The 16,012-nt window shown below is 68.0% G+C and carries 16 protein-coding genes; 11 read left to right on the top strand and 5 right to left on the bottom strand.

Annotated elements, in window-relative coordinates; genetic code table 11:
• Positions 1-73 precede the first annotated feature (73 nt).
• The 3 genes from AC5W54_RS04525 (at position 74) to AC5W54_RS04515 (ending at position 4,127) form a co-directional block, all read left to right on the top strand.
• Positions 74-1,579, top strand: a complete 1,506-nt coding sequence (locus tag AC5W54_RS04525; protein WP_495960877.1) for a fumarate hydratase — start codon at positions 74-76, stop codon at positions 1,577-1,579.
• A gap of 147 nt (positions 1,580-1,726) precedes the next feature.
• Positions 1,727-3,145: a cardiolipin synthase gene (gene cls, locus AC5W54_RS04520; RefSeq protein WP_495960876.1), complete on the top strand. Its 1,419-nt coding sequence runs from the start codon at positions 1,727-1,729 to the stop codon at positions 3,143-3,145.
• A gap of 64 nt (positions 3,146-3,209) precedes the next feature.
• The gene (locus tag AC5W54_RS04515) at positions 3,210-4,127 is read left to right on the top strand and encodes a LysR substrate-binding domain-containing protein (RefSeq protein ID WP_495960875.1); all 918 of its coding nucleotides are present in this window, start codon (positions 3,210-3,212) and stop codon (positions 4,125-4,127) included.
• A gap of 9 nt (positions 4,128-4,136) precedes the next feature.
• Here AC5W54_RS04515 and AC5W54_RS04510 read toward each other — a convergent pair whose 3' ends face one another.
• Positions 4,137-5,231, bottom strand: a complete 1,095-nt coding sequence (locus AC5W54_RS04510; RefSeq protein ID WP_495960874.1) for a bifunctional nicotinamide-nucleotide adenylyltransferase/Nudix hydroxylase — start codon at positions 5,229-5,231, stop codon at positions 4,137-4,139.
• A gap of 146 nt (positions 5,232-5,377) precedes the next feature.
• Here AC5W54_RS04510 and AC5W54_RS04505 point away from each other — a divergent pair, with 146 nt between their 5' ends.
• Positions 5,378-6,298 (top strand): YihY/virulence factor BrkB family protein, encoded by a 921-nt coding sequence (locus tag AC5W54_RS04505; protein ID WP_495960873.1) that lies wholly within the window; start codon positions 5,378-5,380, stop codon positions 6,296-6,298.
• Positions 6,299-6,346: 48 nt separating this feature from the next.
• Here the strand turns inward: AC5W54_RS04505 and AC5W54_RS04500 are convergent, their stop codons facing one another.
• Positions 6,347-7,390 carry a Glu/Leu/Phe/Val family dehydrogenase gene (locus AC5W54_RS04500; protein ID WP_495960872.1) on the bottom strand — a complete coding sequence of 348 codons (1,044 nt, stop codon included), beginning with the start codon at positions 7,388-7,390 and terminating at the stop codon, positions 6,347-6,349.
• A gap of 217 nt (positions 7,391-7,607) precedes the next feature.
• Between AC5W54_RS04500 and AC5W54_RS04495 the strand changes: the two genes are divergently transcribed.
• Positions 7,608-7,880, top strand: coding sequence for an acylphosphatase (locus AC5W54_RS04495; RefSeq protein WP_495960871.1), 273 nt, complete (start codon positions 7,608-7,610; stop codon positions 7,878-7,880).
• Between the two features lie 12 nt (positions 7,881-7,892).
• Here AC5W54_RS04495 and AC5W54_RS04490 read toward each other — a convergent pair whose 3' ends face one another.
• The 3 genes from AC5W54_RS04490 to AC5W54_RS04480 are packed head-to-tail and all read right to left on the bottom strand — an operon-like array spanning position 7,893 to position 10,771.
• Entirely contained in the window at positions 7,893-8,834 is a 942-nt protein-coding gene (locus AC5W54_RS04490; RefSeq protein ID WP_495960870.1) for a nucleoside hydrolase, read from the bottom strand.
• Positions 8,835-8,863: 29 nt separating this feature from the next.
• Positions 8,864-9,820, bottom strand: coding sequence for a ribokinase (locus AC5W54_RS04485; RefSeq protein ID WP_495960869.1), 957 nt, complete (start codon positions 9,818-9,820; stop codon positions 8,864-8,866).
• A gap of 15 nt (positions 9,821-9,835) precedes the next feature.
• Entirely contained in the window at positions 9,836-10,771 is a 936-nt protein-coding gene (locus AC5W54_RS04480; RefSeq protein ID WP_495960868.1) for a D-2-hydroxyacid dehydrogenase, read from the bottom strand.
• Between the two features lie 183 nt (positions 10,772-10,954).
• Between AC5W54_RS04480 and AC5W54_RS04475 the strand changes: the two genes are divergently transcribed.
• The 6 genes from AC5W54_RS04475 (at position 10,955) to ybgC (ending at position 16,006) form a co-directional block, all read left to right on the top strand.
• The gene (locus AC5W54_RS04475; protein ID WP_495960867.1) at positions 10,955-11,221 is read left to right on the top strand and encodes an FmdB family zinc ribbon protein; all 267 of its coding nucleotides are present in this window, start codon (positions 10,955-10,957) and stop codon (positions 11,219-11,221) included.
• A 57-nt stretch (positions 11,222-11,278) separates the two neighbouring features.
• On the top strand, positions 11,279-13,060 hold the full coding sequence (gene aspS / locus AC5W54_RS04470) for an aspartate--tRNA ligase (RefSeq protein WP_495960866.1): 1,782 nt from the start codon (positions 11,279-11,281) through the stop codon (positions 13,058-13,060).
• A 168-nt stretch (positions 13,061-13,228) separates the two neighbouring features.
• Positions 13,229-13,768, top strand: coding sequence for a crossover junction endodeoxyribonuclease RuvC (gene ruvC, locus AC5W54_RS04465; protein WP_495960865.1), 540 nt, complete (start codon positions 13,229-13,231; stop codon positions 13,766-13,768).
• Between the two features lie 109 nt (positions 13,769-13,877).
• The gene (gene ruvA / locus AC5W54_RS04460) at positions 13,878-14,489 is read left to right on the top strand and encodes a Holliday junction branch migration protein RuvA (protein ID WP_495960864.1); all 612 of its coding nucleotides are present in this window, start codon (positions 13,878-13,880) and stop codon (positions 14,487-14,489) included.
• A gap of 48 nt (positions 14,490-14,537) precedes the next feature.
• A complete protein-coding gene (gene ruvB, locus AC5W54_RS04455) occupies positions 14,538-15,575 on the top strand; it encodes a Holliday junction branch migration DNA helicase RuvB (protein ID WP_495960863.1) in 1,038 nt (345 codons plus the stop codon).
• Complete coding sequence (gene ybgC, locus AC5W54_RS04450; protein ID WP_495960862.1) at positions 15,572-16,006, top strand: tol-pal system-associated acyl-CoA thioesterase; 435 nt, start codon at positions 15,572-15,574, stop codon at positions 16,004-16,006. Before ruvB ends, ybgC begins: the two co-directional genes overlap by 4 nt.
• Positions 16,007-16,012 lie beyond the last annotated feature (6 nt).

Genomic DNA, 16,012 nt, shown 5'->3' with positions numbered 1-16,012 from the left:
CGAGCCTGCCAGGCCGGTGCCAGACACCGGGCCGGGAGCGGGCATGCCGATAACGCCAAGGAGTCCCTTGCCCATGACCGTGATCCGCCAGGACGACCTGATCCAGAGCGTCGCCGATGCCCTGCAGTACATCTCCTACTACCACCCCAAGGACTTCATCGACGCCATGGCGGCGGCCCATGAGCGCGAGGAGAATCCCGCGGCCAAGGACGCCATCGCCCAGATCCTGATCAACTCGCGGATGTGCGCCACCGGGCATCGCCCGATCTGCCAGGACACCGGCATCGTCACCGTCTTCGTCCACGTGGGCATGAACGTGCGCTTCGAGGCCGAGATGAGCCTCGACGACATGATCAACGAGGGCGTGCGCCGCGCCTACCGGTTGCCCGACAACGTGCTGCGCGCCTCGGTGCTCGCCGACCCGGACGGCAAGCGCCAGAACACCGGTGACAATACCCCGGCGGTGATCCACCACAAGCTGGTGCCGGGCGACACCGTCGAGGTGCACGTGGCCGCCAAGGGCGGCGGTAGCGAGGCCAAGTCCAAGTTCGCCATGCTCAATCCCTCCGACAGCGTGGTCGACTGGGTACTGGAGCAGTTGCCGAAGATGGGCGCCGGCTGGTGCCCGCCCGGCATGCTCGGTATCGGGATCGGCGGCACCGCCGAGAAGGCCATGGAGATCGCCAAGGAGGCGCTGCTCGAGCCCATCGATATCCAGGAACTGCAGGCCCGTGGTCCCGCCAACCGCGCCGAGGAGCTGCGCCTGGAGCTGTTCGACAAGGTCAACAAGAGCGGCATCGGCGCCCAGGGCCTGGGCGGACTGACCACGGTGCTCGACATCAAGGTCAAGGACTACCCGACCCACGCCGCCAACAAGCCGGTGGCGATCATCCCCAACTGTGCGGCCACCCGGCATGCCCACTTCACCCTGGACGGCAGCGGTCCTGCGGCCCTGGCGGCGCCGAAGCTCGAGGACTGGCCGGAGATCACCCGCGAGGCGGGCGACAACGTCAAGCGCGTCGACCTCGACGCCGTGACCCCGGAAGAGGTGCAGACCTGGCAGCCCGGTGACACCCTGCTGCTCAATGGCAAGCTGCTCACCGGTCGTGACGCCGCCCACAAGCGCATGGTCGACATGATCGCCAATGGAGAGCCGCTGCCGGTCGACTTGAGAGGGCGCTTTATCTACTACGTGGGCCCGGTGGATCCGGTGCGCGACGAGGTGGTCGGCCCGGCCGGCCCCACCACCGCCACGCGCATGGACAAGTTCACCCGCACCATGCTGGAGGAGACCGGCCTGCTGGGCATGGTCGGCAAGGCTGAACGCGGTCCAGCCGCCATCGAGGCGATTCGCGACAACCAGGCCGTCTACCTGATGGCCGTGGGCGGCTCCGCCTACCTGGTCGCCCAGGCGATCAAGAAGTCCCGCGTCGTGGGCTTCGAGGATCTCGGCATGGAGGCCATCTACGAGTTCGAGGTCGAGGACATGCCGGTGACCGTGGCGGTGGACAGTCAGGGAACTTCGGTGCACCAGACCGGTCCGGCGAAGTGGAAGGAGATCATCGCCGAGCGCGCCTGACGCCTGCCGATGTCTCCCCGCGACCCCGCCATCTGGCGGGGTCGCGCGTTTCGGGAGTATGCTGTAGGCCCCTGTTTTCGTGGGGCGAGTTTTCCCGAGACCGATGGCCGTCGATGGAGCCGGCGGCCGGTGACTGATGGAGCGCGCATGACCTCGTGGCTGATCGGCTGGGCGATTTTCCTGTTGCACCTGCTGGGTATCCTCTCGGCGGTGCTGGCCCTGATGTCCAGTCGGACCTCCCAGGGCGCCATCGCCTGGATCATTTCCCTGGTCACGCTGCCCTACCTGGCGGTGCCGGCCTACTGGGTCTTCGGGCGGCCTCGCTTCTATGGTTACGTCTCGGCGCGGGGCGAGCGAGATACGGTGCTTCGCCGCGTGCTGGCACGCTATCGCGATCAGGTCGACCCCTTCGTTGCTGAACCTCAGGATGCCGATATCCGGGCGGTGGAGCAGCTGGCCATGATGCCGTTGACCCACGGCAATCGCGCCGAGCTGCTGATCGACGGCGAGGCGACCTTCGACAGCCTGTTCGAGGGCATCGGGCGGGCCGAGGAGTACGTCCTGATCCAGTTCTTCATCGTGCGCAACGATGCCCTGGGGATCGAGCTCAAGCAGCGACTGCAAGGGGCCGCCGATCGCGGGGTACGGGTCTACTTCCTCTACGACGAGATCGGCAGCCACAAGCTCAACGAGGGCTACCTGCGTGATCTGGCCGAGTCGGGGGTGGCGGTAAGCGCCTTCCGCTCGTCGCGGGGCTTCCGCCACCGCTTCCAGCTCAACTTCCGCAACCATCGCAAGGTGCTGGTGATCGATGGTCGAGAGGGGTGGCTGGGTGGTTTCAACGTGGGCGTGGAGTACCTGGGCCAGGGCCGTCGCCACGGCCCCTGGCGGGACACCCACCTCAAGCTCGTCGGTCCCAGCGTGCTGGGGCTGCAGGAAGCGTTCTGGGAGGACTGGCACTGGGCCACCGGCGAGGTGATCAACCTGGCCTGGACCCCGCAGCTGACCTGCGAGGAGAACCAGCGCGTGGTGATCGTGCCGTCGGGACCGGCGGATCGCCAGGAGACCGCCAGCCTGCTGGTCCAGCACGCCATCCACAGCGCCCATGAGCGCTTCTGGGTGACCAGCCCCTACTTCGTTCCCGACCAGGGGGTCCAGGATGCCCTGCGGCTGGCCGCCATGCGCGGGGTCGACGTGCGCATCATGATGCCCGAGCGTCCGGACCATCTGCTGGTGTTTCTCTCGGCGTTCTCCTTCCTGCCCGACATGCTGCAGGCCGGGGTCAAGGTCTACCGTTACCAGCCGGGCTTCCTGCACCAGAAGGTGATGCTGATCGACGATGTCGCGGCAAGCGTGGGCACGGTCAACCTCGACAACCGCTCCTTCCGGCTCAATTTCGAGATCACAGCGGTCATCCCCGATCGTCGCTTCGCCGCCGAGGTGCGCCTGATGCTGGAGCAGGATTTCGCCAACTGCCGCCGCGTCACCCGCGATGAACTGACCTCGCGGCCGCTGTGGCGCAAGCTCGTGTCCCGTGCCGCCTACCTCCTGTCGCCGATCCAGTGATACATTACCGCCTGCGAAGGCCCGCGGGATGCGGCCGACAACTCACCTGCGATCGGGAGCCCCGGTGAACCTCGAGACCAAGTGGCTGGAAGACTTCGTTGCCCTGGCCAACACCCGCAGCTTTTCTGCCTCGGCGCGTCAACGTCACGTCACCCAGCCGGCCTTCAGCCGCCGCATTCGTGCCCTGGAGCAGGCCGTGGGTGTGACCCTCGTGGATCGTTCGACCACCCCGGTGGACTTGACCTCCGAGGGGCGGCTGTTCCTGGTCACCGCCCGCAACCTGGTGGAGCAACTCAACGAGAGCCTGGGCCATCTACGGGGGCTCTCCATGGCCAACGAGGCGCTGGACATCGTCGCCGCCCACTCCCTGGCCCTGAGTTTCTATCCGCAGTGGATCTCGCGGCTTCAGAAGGGCCTGGGCGAACTGCCTACTCGGCTGGTGGCCATGAACGTGGGAGAGGCGATCCACGTGCTGCGCGAGGGCAACTGCGACCTGATGCTGGCCTACTACGACCCCTACGCCAGCATGCAGCTCGACGCCGAGGTATTCCCCTCCTTCTCCATCGGCCAGGTGAAGATGATTCCGGTGTGTCTGCCCAACGAACTGGGGGAGCCCCGCCTGCCGCTGGAGGGGCGCGACCCCATTCCCTACCTCTCCTACACCCAGGGTGCCTTCCTCGGCCGCAGCGTGCGCATGCTGCTGAAGAACGACCCGCTGCGGATGCGCCTGCGCACCGTCTACGAGACGGCCATGGCCGAGGGACTCAAGGGCATGGTGCTGCAGGGGGTGGGCATGGCCTGGATTCCCGACTTCTGCATCCGCGAGGAGTTGACGCACGGCCGGTTGGTGCGCGCCGGTGGCGAGAAGTGGGACGTCCCGCTGGAGATTCGCCTCTACCGTTGCTCCCTGGTGCACAAGCCCGGCGTCGAGAAGCTCTGGCGGCAGATGATGAAGTTGCCGCGGGATTTCCTGCAGGCCTGAATACCTCCTTCAGGCACCGCCGAGGTCCGCCGGCAGGCCGAGGAAGTCCTGGATGATGAAGAAATGGTCCTCGAACAGGCTCTCCGGCTCGAGATCGGCCAGGGCGACCCAGCGGGCATGATCGCCGCCCTGGACCGGCTTGAGCTGGGGCAACTGCTGCTCGGGGCGCAGGGCGAAGTAGAAGGCTTCGGCGAGGGTGCGCCCTCGCCAGCTCCGGTGGGGTTCGTCGAACAGCCGCTGGCCGCGCAGGGAGCCCTTGAGCACCGGTTCCGGTACCTTGAGACGCACCCGTTCGCGCAGTTCGCGCAGGCAGGCCTCCAGCAGTCGCTCATGGGGGTTGATGAACCCTCCCGGCAGGGCGAAGAGCCCCTTGCCGGGGGCGGCGGTGCGCCGCACCAGCAGCACGTGGCCGGATTGCACCACCACCGCGTTGACCGTGACGAAGATGGGGGGATAGGGGGCCTGGGCCCAGGCGGACCGATACTGGTCGAGCAGCCGCTGCTCCTCGATCAGCTGGCGATAGCTGTCGCCCGTGCAGAAGCCGCGTACCTCGTCGAGCACTCCCGGGGGCAGGTCGTGGGCGGCGCCGGTACTCAGGTAGTCCTCGGCGGAGGAGGCCGAGCGGAACAGGCGCTCGCGGATCTGGCTCGCCGAGATGCCCTCGACCAGGGGGACGCTCACCGATTCCCACTGGGGAAACAGCGAAAGATAATAGCTGGACTGGCCGCGACTGGCGCCGATCAGACCGATACGCGGCAGGCGCGCCTGGTCGTGGCTGGCGATGTCGCGCACCTTGCGCTGCACGTCGCGCACCCAGACGTCGTTGTTGTAGAGCGCATCCAGCAGCGGCACGATCTCGAGCCGGGCATTCTCCTCCTCGTCGAAGGCGCTGCGCAGCATGCGCTGGCGTTCGTCGAAACGCCAGGGATTGCGCAGCGAGCGGGCCTGCCAGGCGGACCCCGCCAGCACGATCACTTGACGGGCGCGCTTGAGTGCCTCGTGGATCACCGCCAGGTGCCCCAGGTGAGGGGGCTGGAAGCGTCCGATGAAGACCAGACAGTCGAAGTCGCAGGCGGGCAATTCGGTGTCCGGACGGGCGGTCATGGGCGTTCCTGGCAGGCTGGGAGTGCGCCGCCCATTATGGTCAGCCGGGGCGGACGGTGCAATGACGTGCCCCTCGCAGTCGTCGCGGCGAACCCGCTTTCATTCGCGTATGCTGAAAGACTGGACGGAGACGCAAGGAGGCCGACGTGATCAAGCTAGTCGGCATCAAGGACGCGGGACGCTTCTGGTGGAATGTCGTGCAGGGGGCCATCCGGCTCTGGCTGGAGCGCAATGCCTTCAGTTATGCCGGTTCGCTGGCCTTCTACACGCTCTTCTCGTTGGCCCCCACGATGATCATCGCCGTGACGGTGATCGGCGTGGTGCTCGGCGAGGAGGCCGCCCAGGGGCAGATCGTCGCGCAGCTGCAGGAGACCATGGGGGCGGAGGCGGCGCAGGCCATCGAACAGGCCGTGGCCCAGTCGCGCCTCGAGGAATCGGGGCTGCTGCCGACCCTGCTCGGCGTCGGTGCCCTGCTGATCGGGGCCACCACGGTGTTTGCCCAGATGCAGTTCTCGCTCAATACCATCTGGGGCGTCACCGCCCGCCCCAGCAGCAACAGCCTGCTGGTCTTCCTCAAGAACCGGGTACTGTCGCTGACCGTGGTGCTGTCGATCGGCTTCATCCTGCTGGTGTCGCTGGTCTTCGGCGTGATGCTGCGCGCCATGCTGCAGCATGCCGACGACCTGCTGCCCTTCGTGGAGCTGTTGACCACCGGGGCGGAGTTCCTGATCTCGCTGGCGGTGATCGCCGCGCTCTTCGCGACCATCTTCAAGGTGCTGCCCGACGTGGTGCTGCGCTGGCACGATGTGCTGGTCGGCGCCGTGGTCACCGCGGTGCTGTTCGCCATCGGCCGCTGGGCGATCGCCGTCTACCTGGCGCACACCGCCACGGCGTCCACCTACGGTGCCGCCGGCTCGGTGGTGATGATCCTGCTGTGGGTCTACTACAGTTCGTTGATCCTGCTGTTTGGTGCGGCTTTCACCCGCTGCCACCTGCTGGCACGCGGGCGCCCGCTGGTGCCGCGCAATACCGCAGTGGTGGTAAGGCGCGAGCTGCTCGACGGCTGAAGGGGCACGAGGCAGGCCGGCACGAGGCCGACCTGCCGTGGTCCGGAATCAGCCACGGCCGAAGCGTTCCCGGGCCAGATCGTCGGCGACCCGGGCGGGACTGCGCCGCTCACGGGTGGCCCGGGCGAAGATCTCGTCCAGGGTGGTGCCGATGCCCTCGATGCGGGCCATTGCCGCCTCGCGCCGATAGTCGCTGCGGCGCCGCCAGGCGATCTCGATCACCCCGCCGGCATTGGCCACATAGTCCGGGGTATAGAGAATGCCGCGTGCCATCAGCCGCTCGGCGATCTCGGGGCTGGCCAGCTGGTTGTTGGCCGCCCCGCATACCACCTTCGCCTGGAGTCGCTCGACCACCTCCGGCGTCAGCGCCGCGCCGAGGGCGCAGGGCGCCATCACGTCGACCTCGGCGTCGAAGATCGACTCCGGGGCCGTGAGCTCGGCGCCCAGCTCCTCGCCGAGATGGGTCAAGGCCTCGCGATCGACGTCGGTGAGCACCAGGCGGGCACCGGCGGCGTGCAGGTGGCGGGCCAGGTGTTCGCCCACGTGCCCGACCCCCTGGATGGCGACCCGCAGGCCCTCGAGGTCACGCCGCCCGAGGCCGTGGCGCACGGCGCTCTTCAGGGCACAGAACACGCCCCAGGCGGTGAAGGGAGAGGGATCGCCCGATTCGCCGTCTTCGCGCCCCAGGCCGGTGACATGGCGGGTGGTCTCGGCGATGACCCGCATGTCCGCCTCGCTGGAGCCGGAATCCTCGGCGGTGATGTAGGCACCGCCCAGGGAGTCGACGAGGCGGCCCATGGCGCGCAGCAGCTCGGGAGTCTTGTCGGTGCGCGGGTCGGCGATGATCACCGCCTTGCCGCCGCCCAGGGGCAGGTCGGCCAGCGCCGACTTGTAGCTCATGCCGCGGGAGAGGCGCAGCACGTCGGTGATGGCCTCGGCCTCGCTGGCATAGGGATAGATGCGCAGGCCGCCGAGGGCGGGGCCGCGGTAGGTGTCGTGGATGGCGATGATGGCGCGCAGGCCGCTCGCCTCGTCGCTGCCGAAGACGACCTGCTGGTGGTGGTCGAAGTCGGGGTGCTCGAAGACCGGCATGATGGGTCACTCCCTCGTGAGGATGAACGTTGTGGTTGTGTTGCCCGGGTAGGGCGTCACCCGGGGCAGCGGCTTGTGGCCGCGAATTCCCCGAGTCTGGTCATTAGCCTAGAGCATCGCTGAGTCGGCGGGAAGCCCGGACGAACCACTGGCCCACTACCGGTCGAGGCTGGTAGAAAGAGAGGCGAGGGTGAACCGAAGCGGGGAGGAGATGGCCATGGACAAGTGCTGCGTCAAGGCCCTGGTGGTGGGCAAGGTACAGGGGGTCTGGTATCGCCGGGCGGCCCAGGAGCAGGCCCTGCGGCATGGCGTGACCGGTCATGCCAGGAACCTGCCCGACGGGCGCGTGGAGATCCTGATGTGCGGCGATCGGGAGGCGATCAAGACGCTGAGTGAGTGGCTGTGGAAGGGACCGCCCAACGCCCGGGTCACCCATGTGGAACTCGAGGTGGTCGAGGCACACGACCCCGACACCTTCAGCACCTTGTAGCGACCCTCCGGGTCAGGCCAGGGTGTCGGCGATCCACTCGCTGACGGCCGCACCGTCGACGCCCAGGCAGACATCCACCAGCGGCGTGCGCGACCAGCGCGCCTCAATGAAGGCGCGCCCCTCGGGGGCGAAGATCGTCTGCCCCTCGGCGTCGCCCGCGGTCGCCACCGTTAGGTGGCCGCGGGCGGTGATGAACAACTCCGGGCGCAGCAACCAGGCCAGGGCACAGCTGTCGTGCGGGCAGCAGCCGTCGATGCCGAGAAACTCGTAGTAGAAATCACGATAGAAGGCGTAGCTGCCCGCCAGGACCTGGCCGAGTGCCGCCTGGCCGGCCTCGATGCGCGCCATGTGCGCCGGGGTGAGCACGCAGCGATGGGTGACGTCGAGCCCCACCAGGGTCAGCGGCCAGCCGGCGGTGAGTACCCGGGCGGCGGCATCGGGGTCGTTGAAGATGTTGGCCTCGGCCACCGGGGTGACGTTGCCCCCCTCACGGATCGAGCCCCCCATGATCACCACTTGCCTGACCTTGTCGACGATCGCCGGGTCGAGCTGCAGCGCCGCCGCCAGGTTGCCCACCGGCCCCACCGCCACCAATGTGACTTCCCCGGGCCTGGCGTTCACCGTGTCGACGATGAAGCGAGCGGCGCTGCGTGGATCGGGCTGGCCCTTCACTGGGGGCAGCTCGATGTTGCCCAGGCCATTGGCGCCGTGGATATGTGCCGGCGCCGGATGGCGTAGCTTGACCATCGGGGCGGCGGCTCCCTGGGCGACAGGAATCTCCTGTCCCGCCAGTTCGGCGAGCAGCAGGGCGTTGTGGGTGGCGGTCTCCACATCCACGTTGCCGTAGGTCGTGGTCATGCCCAGCAACTCGATGTCGGGATGGCACAGGGCGATGGCGATGGCCTGGGCGTCGTCGACGCCCGGGTCGGTGTCGAAGATGATCGGGTGCGGCACGGCGGTATCTCCTCGTGCGATGAAAGGGATCAGGGGGCGGCGGGGGCGTGGCCCAGGGCGCGTTCGACCTCATCGCGCTCGGGGATGCTCTCGGCGGCGCCCGGGCGCTGCACGCCCAGCGCCGCCGCGGTGGCGGCACGCCACAGGCACTCGGTGACCGGCCGCGCTTCCTGCAACGCGGCCATGAAATAGCCGATGAAGGTGTCTCCCGCGGCGGTGGTATCCACCGCCCTCACGGCCAACGCCGGCTGATGTACGCGCTCGCCGCTGTGCTGGTACCAGGCGCCTTCTCCGCCCAGGGTCAGCACCGTCTCGCAGCCCGGCAGCTTCGCCGCCAGGGCGTCGAGCAGGGTCTCGGCGACGGCCGTCTCGTCGACCCCTGTCAGCCCGGCCGCCTCGACGCGGTTGACGAACAGCAGGCGACACGCCGCCAGGGGAAGCGTCAGCACGTCCCGGGTCATCGGCGCCGGGTTGAAGGCGACGTGCAAGCCATGGTCGGCGGCCCGGCCGATGGCCTCGGCCAGGGCGTTGCATTCGTTCTGCAGCAACAGCCAGTCGCCGGGCCGGGTAGCCTCGATCAGGGCCCCGAGCTGTGTCGGGCCGAAGCCGTGATTGGCCCCGGGGAAGAGGATGATGGCGTTCTCCCCCCGATCGTCGACCTGGATGACGGCGTGCCCACTGGGTTCGTCCACCAGCTCGACACGGGAGATGTCGACGCCGGCTCGGGCCAGGGTGTCACGGGCCCAGGCGTCCTGGCGCCCCAGGCGCCCCCAGTGGCCGACCCGGCCGCCGGCGCGGGCCATGGCCAACGACTGATTGGCTCCCTTGCCACCGAGCCCGACCCGGTAGTCGTGGCTGGCCAGGGTCTCGCCGGGCTTGACCAGATGGGGCACCCGGTAGAAGTGGTCGAGGTTGATCGAGCCGTAGTTGTGAACATGGTGATGAACACAGTCATGAACATCGCTGTGGATACCGCGGTGGGGCATGGCCGCTTTCCTCGATCAGTGGGTCTGCCAGGCACGCAGGTTCTCGACGGTCAGGGCCACCACCCGTTGTCGGGCCTCGGGGGTGATCCAGGCGTTGTGGGGCGTGACGATCAGGTTGAGCGGCTCGGCGAGGGCATCGAGCAGTGCATGGCCATCGCGGGGCGGCTCCACCGGCAGCACGTCGACGCCGAGCCCGCCCAGGCGCCCGTCGCGCAGGGATTTCAGAGCCGCTTCCTCGTCGATGATGCCGCCGCGGGCACAGTTCACCAGCAGGGCGCCGGGTTTCATGGTGGCCAGCAGGCCGGCATCGACCAGGTGTCGGGTGGCATCGGTGAGGGGGCAGTGCAGGCTGATGACGTCGGCCTCGGACGCCAGCTCGGCCAGGTCGGGTCGATCGTCGTTCGCCTCGTTGCCGGGCCGGGCAGCGAAGCTCACGCGCATGCCGAAGGCCTCGGCAAGCTGCGCCACCTTCGAGCCCAGCGCACCCTGGCCGACCACCACCAGGTGCTTGCCCTCGAGTTGCAGGGTGCCGTGATCCATCAGGCAAAAGAAGGCGCTCTCGCCCCAGCGGCCAGCGGCCACGTCGCGCTGGTAGAGCGGCAGGCGATTGGCCAGGGCCAGCATGAGCATCAGGGTATGCTGGGCGACGCTGGCGGTCCCGTAGGCGGTGACGTTGCGCACCGCGATCCCGAGCCGTGCGGCGGCGGCCATGTCGATGTTGTTGGTGCCGGTGGCCAGCACGCAGATCAGCTTGAGCTCGGGCAGCGCCTCCAGGGTCGGCCCGTCGAGCACCACCTTGTTGACGATGGCGACCTGGGCCCCGGCCAATCGCTCGGCGCTCTGGGCGGTGGTGCTCTGCGGGTACACCTCGAGCGACGCGACGCGCTCGCGGATCGGGGTGAGGTCGATATCGGGGCCGAGGCTGGCGGCATCGAGAATCACGGCTTTCATGCGGTTTCCTTCCAGTGAGCGGGACGCGGATGCCTTGCCCGCACGGGTGGTGAGCACGCTATAATGTCGAGCTTCCGGGCAGGCTTGGATTACCCGCGGGCCGGCCACATATTCGTCTCTCGCCGGGCCCGGTGCCCGGCTTCGTCCTGATCTGGGTAATGTCGTCTCCGGAGTGATCAAACCATGCCCATCTACGAATACGAGTGCAAGGCCTGCGGCCATCGTCTGGAAAAGCTCCAGAAGCTCAGCGCCGCCCCCCTGACCGACTGCCCCGCCTGCGAGGCCGGTGAGCTCTCCCGCCTGGTCTCGGCGGCGGGCTTCCGGCTGGCCGGCGGCGGCTGGTACGAGACCGATTTCAAGTCCGGCAGCAAGAAGAACCTCGTCGGCGACGCGGCCGGCAGCGGCGACGGCAAGGCGCCGGCCACGAAGAAGGATGGCGCGGCGGCCTGAGGGCCGCCCATCGCCCCGTTTTCCGTTTCTACACAACGCAACAGAACAGGATATGACATGCGCAGCCATTATTGCGGCCAGCTGAACGAGAGCCTGGTGGATCAGACGGTCACCCTGTGCGGCTGGGTGCACCGCCGCCGTGACCACGGGGGCGTGATCTTCCTCGACATGCGCGATCGCGACGGCATCGCCCAGGTCGTGGTCGACCCCGATACCGCCGAGGCCTTCGCCACTGCCGACCGCGCTCGCAGCGAGTTCGTGCTGCGCATCCAGGGCCGTGTACGGCTGCGCCCGGAAGGTACCCAGAATCCCAACATGCCCACCGGCATGATCGAGGTGCTGGCCAAGGAGGTGGACGTCCTCAACACCGCGGTCACCCCACCGTTCCAGCTCGACGAACACGGCAAGGTGGGCGAGGAGGTGCGCCTCAAGCACCGCTACATCGATCTGCGCCGCCCGGAGATGATCGAGAAGCTGCGCCTGCGCTCACGGATCACCCACAGCGTACGTACCTTCCTCGAGGGGCAGGGCTTCCTCGACATCGAGACCCCGATCCTGACCCGTGCCACCCCGGAAGGGGCGCGTGACTACCTGGTGCCGAGCCGTACGCATCCCGGCAACTTCTTTGCCCTGCCGCAGTCGCCCCAGCTGTTCAAGCAGTTGCTGATGGTGTCGGGGCTCGACCGCTACTACCAGATCGCCCGCTGCTTCCGCGACGAGGACCTGCGTGCCGATCGTCAGCCGGAATTCACCCAGATCGACATCGAGGCCTCGTTCGTCGACGAAGACGATATCATGGCCATCACCGAGTCGATGGTTCGCCAGCTGTTCCGGGACGTGCTCGCGGTCGAACTGCCCGACTTCCCGCGCATGCCCTACGGCGAGGCGATGAGCCGCTACGGTTCCGACAAGCCGGACCTGCGCATCCCGCTCGAACTCACCGACGTCGACGACCTGATGCAGCGGGTCGACTTCAAGGTCTTCTCCGGCCCAGCCAAGGCCGACGACGGCCGCGTCGCCGCACTCCGGGTGCCGGGTGGTGCCAGGCTGTCGCGCAAGGAGATCGACGAATACACCAGGTTCGTCGGCATCTACGGTGCCAAGGGGCTGGCCTGGATCAAGGTCAACGAGCGTGCCCGCGGCCTCGAGGGCCTGCAGTCGCCCATCGTCAAGTTCATGGAGGAGGTGGTCGAGGAACTGCTCGACCGCCTCGGCGCGGAGGACGGCGATATCATCTTCTTCGGTGCCGACCAGGCACGCATCGTCAACGAGGCAATCGGTGCCCTGCGGGTCAAGCTGGGCGAGGACCTCGACCTCTACACTCAGGCGTGGGCGCCGCTGTGGGTGGTCGACTTCCCGATGTTCGAAGAGGATGGCAGCGCGCGGATGCAAGCCCTGCATCACCCCTTCACCGCCCCCTCCTGCGATGTGGCGACGCTCAAGGCCAAGCCGATCGCGGCGCTGTCACGGGCCTACGACATGGTGCTCAACGGCACCGAGCTGGGCGGCGGCTCGATCCGTATCCACGACCCGGCCATGCAACAGGCGGTGCTCGAGGTACTGGGCATCGACGAACAGGAGGCCCGCGAGAAGTTCGGCTTCCTGCTCGACGCCCTGCAGTACGGCGCGCCGCCCCACGGTGGCCTGGCCTTCGGCCTGGACCGCCTGGTCATGCTGATGGCCGGTGCCCGCACCATCCGCGAGGTGATCGCCTTCCCCAAGACCCAGAGCGCGGCGTGCCTGATGACCGATGCCCCGGGCGAGGTGAGCGGCGAGCAGCTACGTGAACTCAGCATCCGCCTGCGCCAGAAGGCCAAGGCGGAAGGCGCCGGCGAATAGGGCGATTCCCGACCCCGGCAGCATGGCACCGGCGCCCCAGGGCGCCGGTGTCGTCTGGAATCCAGCCGATCAGGAGGATGTCATGGCCGGCCATAGCCATTGGGCCAATATCAAGCATCGCAAGGCGGCGCCCGGGGCATCCTCGATCCCCTTGCCCGGTCGAGCCCGATGCTGATCCTCGGCATCGACCCCGGCTCGCGGATCACCGGCTACGGAGTGCTCGACGTTTCGACCGCGACGCCGTCCTATGTCGCCAGCGGCTGTATCCGCACCCGGGCCGACGACCTGGCCCAGCGCCTGGCTCAGGTCTATGCGGGCATCGGTGAACTGATCGCCGTGCACCGCCCCGGGGAGTTCGCCATCGAGCAGGTGTTCATGTCGAAGAATGCCGATTCGGCGCTCAAGCTCGGCCAGGCGCGGGGCACGGCCATCGTCTGTGCCGCCAACCATGGCCTGCCGGTCAGCGAGTACGGGCCACGCCAGATCAAGCAGGCGGTGACCGGCAGCGGTCGCGCCGACAAGGGCCAGGTGCAGCACATGGTCGCGGCGATCCTGGGGCTCGATGGCTCGCCCCAGGCCGACGCCGCCGATGCGCTGGCCATCGCCCTGACCCATGCCCATGCCCGGCTGGGACTGCTCACCGAGGGCAGCTTCGGTGGCCATCGTGCGCGCCGTCGCGGCACCGGCTGGCGAGACTTTCACCCGTGACGACAAATTCTCGAACGCTGTTTGATGACGGACTGGTCAGCTGGCAGGATGACCAGTATAGTGGACGCCATGTCTCGATGGACCCATTGCCGACGGATATGACAGCCCCATGATCGGACGCCTGCGTGGCACACTGCTGGAGAAGCAGCCGCCCTGGCTGGTGGTGGACGTAGCCGGCGTCGGCTATGAACTGGAAGCCTCCATGAACACCCTGGTGGCGCTCCCCGGGCCCGGGGAGTCCATCTCCCTGTACACCCACCTCAGCGTGCGGGACGACGCCCATCTGCTCTACGGCTTCGTCCGCGAGCAGGAGAGGGCGCTGTTTCGTGCCCTGATCAAGGTCAACGGCATCGGGCCCAAGCTGGCCCTGGCGATCCTCTCCGGCATGGACGAGGCGGCCTTCATGCGTTGCGTGATGGACGACGATGCCAAGGCCTTGACCCGCCTGCCCGGGGTCGGCAAGAAGACCGCCGAACGCCTGATCATCGAGATGCGGGATCGCTTTCCCCATTGGGAGCCGGTCGAGGCGGGGCTCGGCGTGGCGATCGGCGGCGGCGCTGCGGCGGATGCCCGGCAGGACCCGCTGGCGGATGCCGAGGCGGCGCTGGTCAGTCTGGGCTACAAGCCCACCGAGGCGGCGAGGATGCTCGCCGGGCTCGAGGGCGAGGCATCCACCGAGGCGATGATCAAGGCGGCGCTGAGCCGGCGCCTGGCCGGGTGAACGTGATGTCGCCGCTGCCTGTCTCCCTGTCGACCGCGGGTGCCGCCCATGCTTGAGAATGATCGCCTGATCGCCGCCGATCCCCGCGAGGGGGAAGGACGCATCGATCACGCCATTCGCCCGAAGCGGCTGGCCGACTACATCGGCCAGCCGCGAGTGCGCGAGCAGCTCGACATCTTCATCAGCGCCGCCCGCGGCCGCAGCGAGAGCCTCGACCATACCCTGGTGTTCGGCCCCCCGGGGCTCGGCAAGACCACCCTGGCCAACATCATCGCCGCAGAGATGGAGGTGGGGCTCAAGTCCACCTCCGGGCCGGTACTGGAGCGGGCGGGCGACCTCGCCGCCATGCTCACCAACCTGCAGCCCGGGGACGTGCTGTTCATCGACGAGATCCATCGCCTCTCGCCGGTGGTCGAGGAGATCCTCTATCCGGCCATGGAGGACTTCCAGCTCGACATCGTGATCGGTGAGGGGCCGGCGGCACGCTCGATCAAGCTCGACCTGCCGCGCTTCACCCTGGTCGGGGCGACCACCCGAGCGGGGCTGCTGACTTCGCCGCTGCGTGACCGCTTCGGTATCGTCCAGCGCCTCGAATTCTACGACATCGACGAACTGACCGAGATCGTCGCCCGCTCGGCACGGCTCCTCGGGGTCGAGGCCGACCGCGGCGGCGCCCTGGAGATCGCGCGTCGTTCACGGGGCACGCCGCGCATCGCCAACCGTCTGCTGCGCCGGGTGCGCGATTATGCCGAGGTGCGGGGCAGCGGTCGCGTCGATGCAGTCATCGCCGACCAGGCGCTGAACATGCTCCATGTGGACCATCACGGCCTCGATCACATGGACCGTCGCCTGCTGCTGGCGATGATCGAGAAGTTCGACGGTGGCCCGGTGGGGGTGGACTCGCTCGCCGCCGCCATCGGCGAGGAGCGTGATACCATCGAGGACGTCATCGAGCCCTACCTGATCCAGCAGGGGCTGATGATGCGCACCGCCCGCGGGCGCGTCGTGACCCGCCAGGCCTGGCAACACTTCGACCTGGTGCCCGCCGAGCAGGCCGTGGATGCCCAGGGGGAGGTGCGGCCGTGAATGGTTTCCGGCTGCCGGTGCGTGTCTATATCGAGGATACCGATGCCGGTGGCATCGTCTATTACGTCAACTACCTCAAGTACATGGAGCGGGCACGCAGCGAGTGGCTAAGGGCGCAGGGCTTCACCCAGCGCGGGCTGCTGGAAGCCGGCGTCCAGCTGGTGGTCCACCGCCTGGAGTGTCGCTATGCCAAGCCCGCCCACCTGGATGACGGCCTCGAGGTCGGGGTCGACATCCTGTCGCACGGTCGCTGCCGGCTGCGGTTCGGCCAGGTAGTGACGCGTCGCGGGGAACCCTTATGCGAGGCGAGAGTCGACATCGCCTGTATCGATGCCGATCGTCTCAAGCCCGTGTCCTGGCCACCGGCCCTGGCCGCGGTACTCGCTCGACAACCTTCTGCCCCATCGCAAGACGTTCAACCGCCAGTCTGACGAGGA

It is taken from the genome of Halomonas sp. LMYGS-3 (assembly GCF_059509875.1).
Note: the sequence above shows the minus strand (reverse complement) of the source record. Positions and strands in the feature narration are given on the sequence as shown.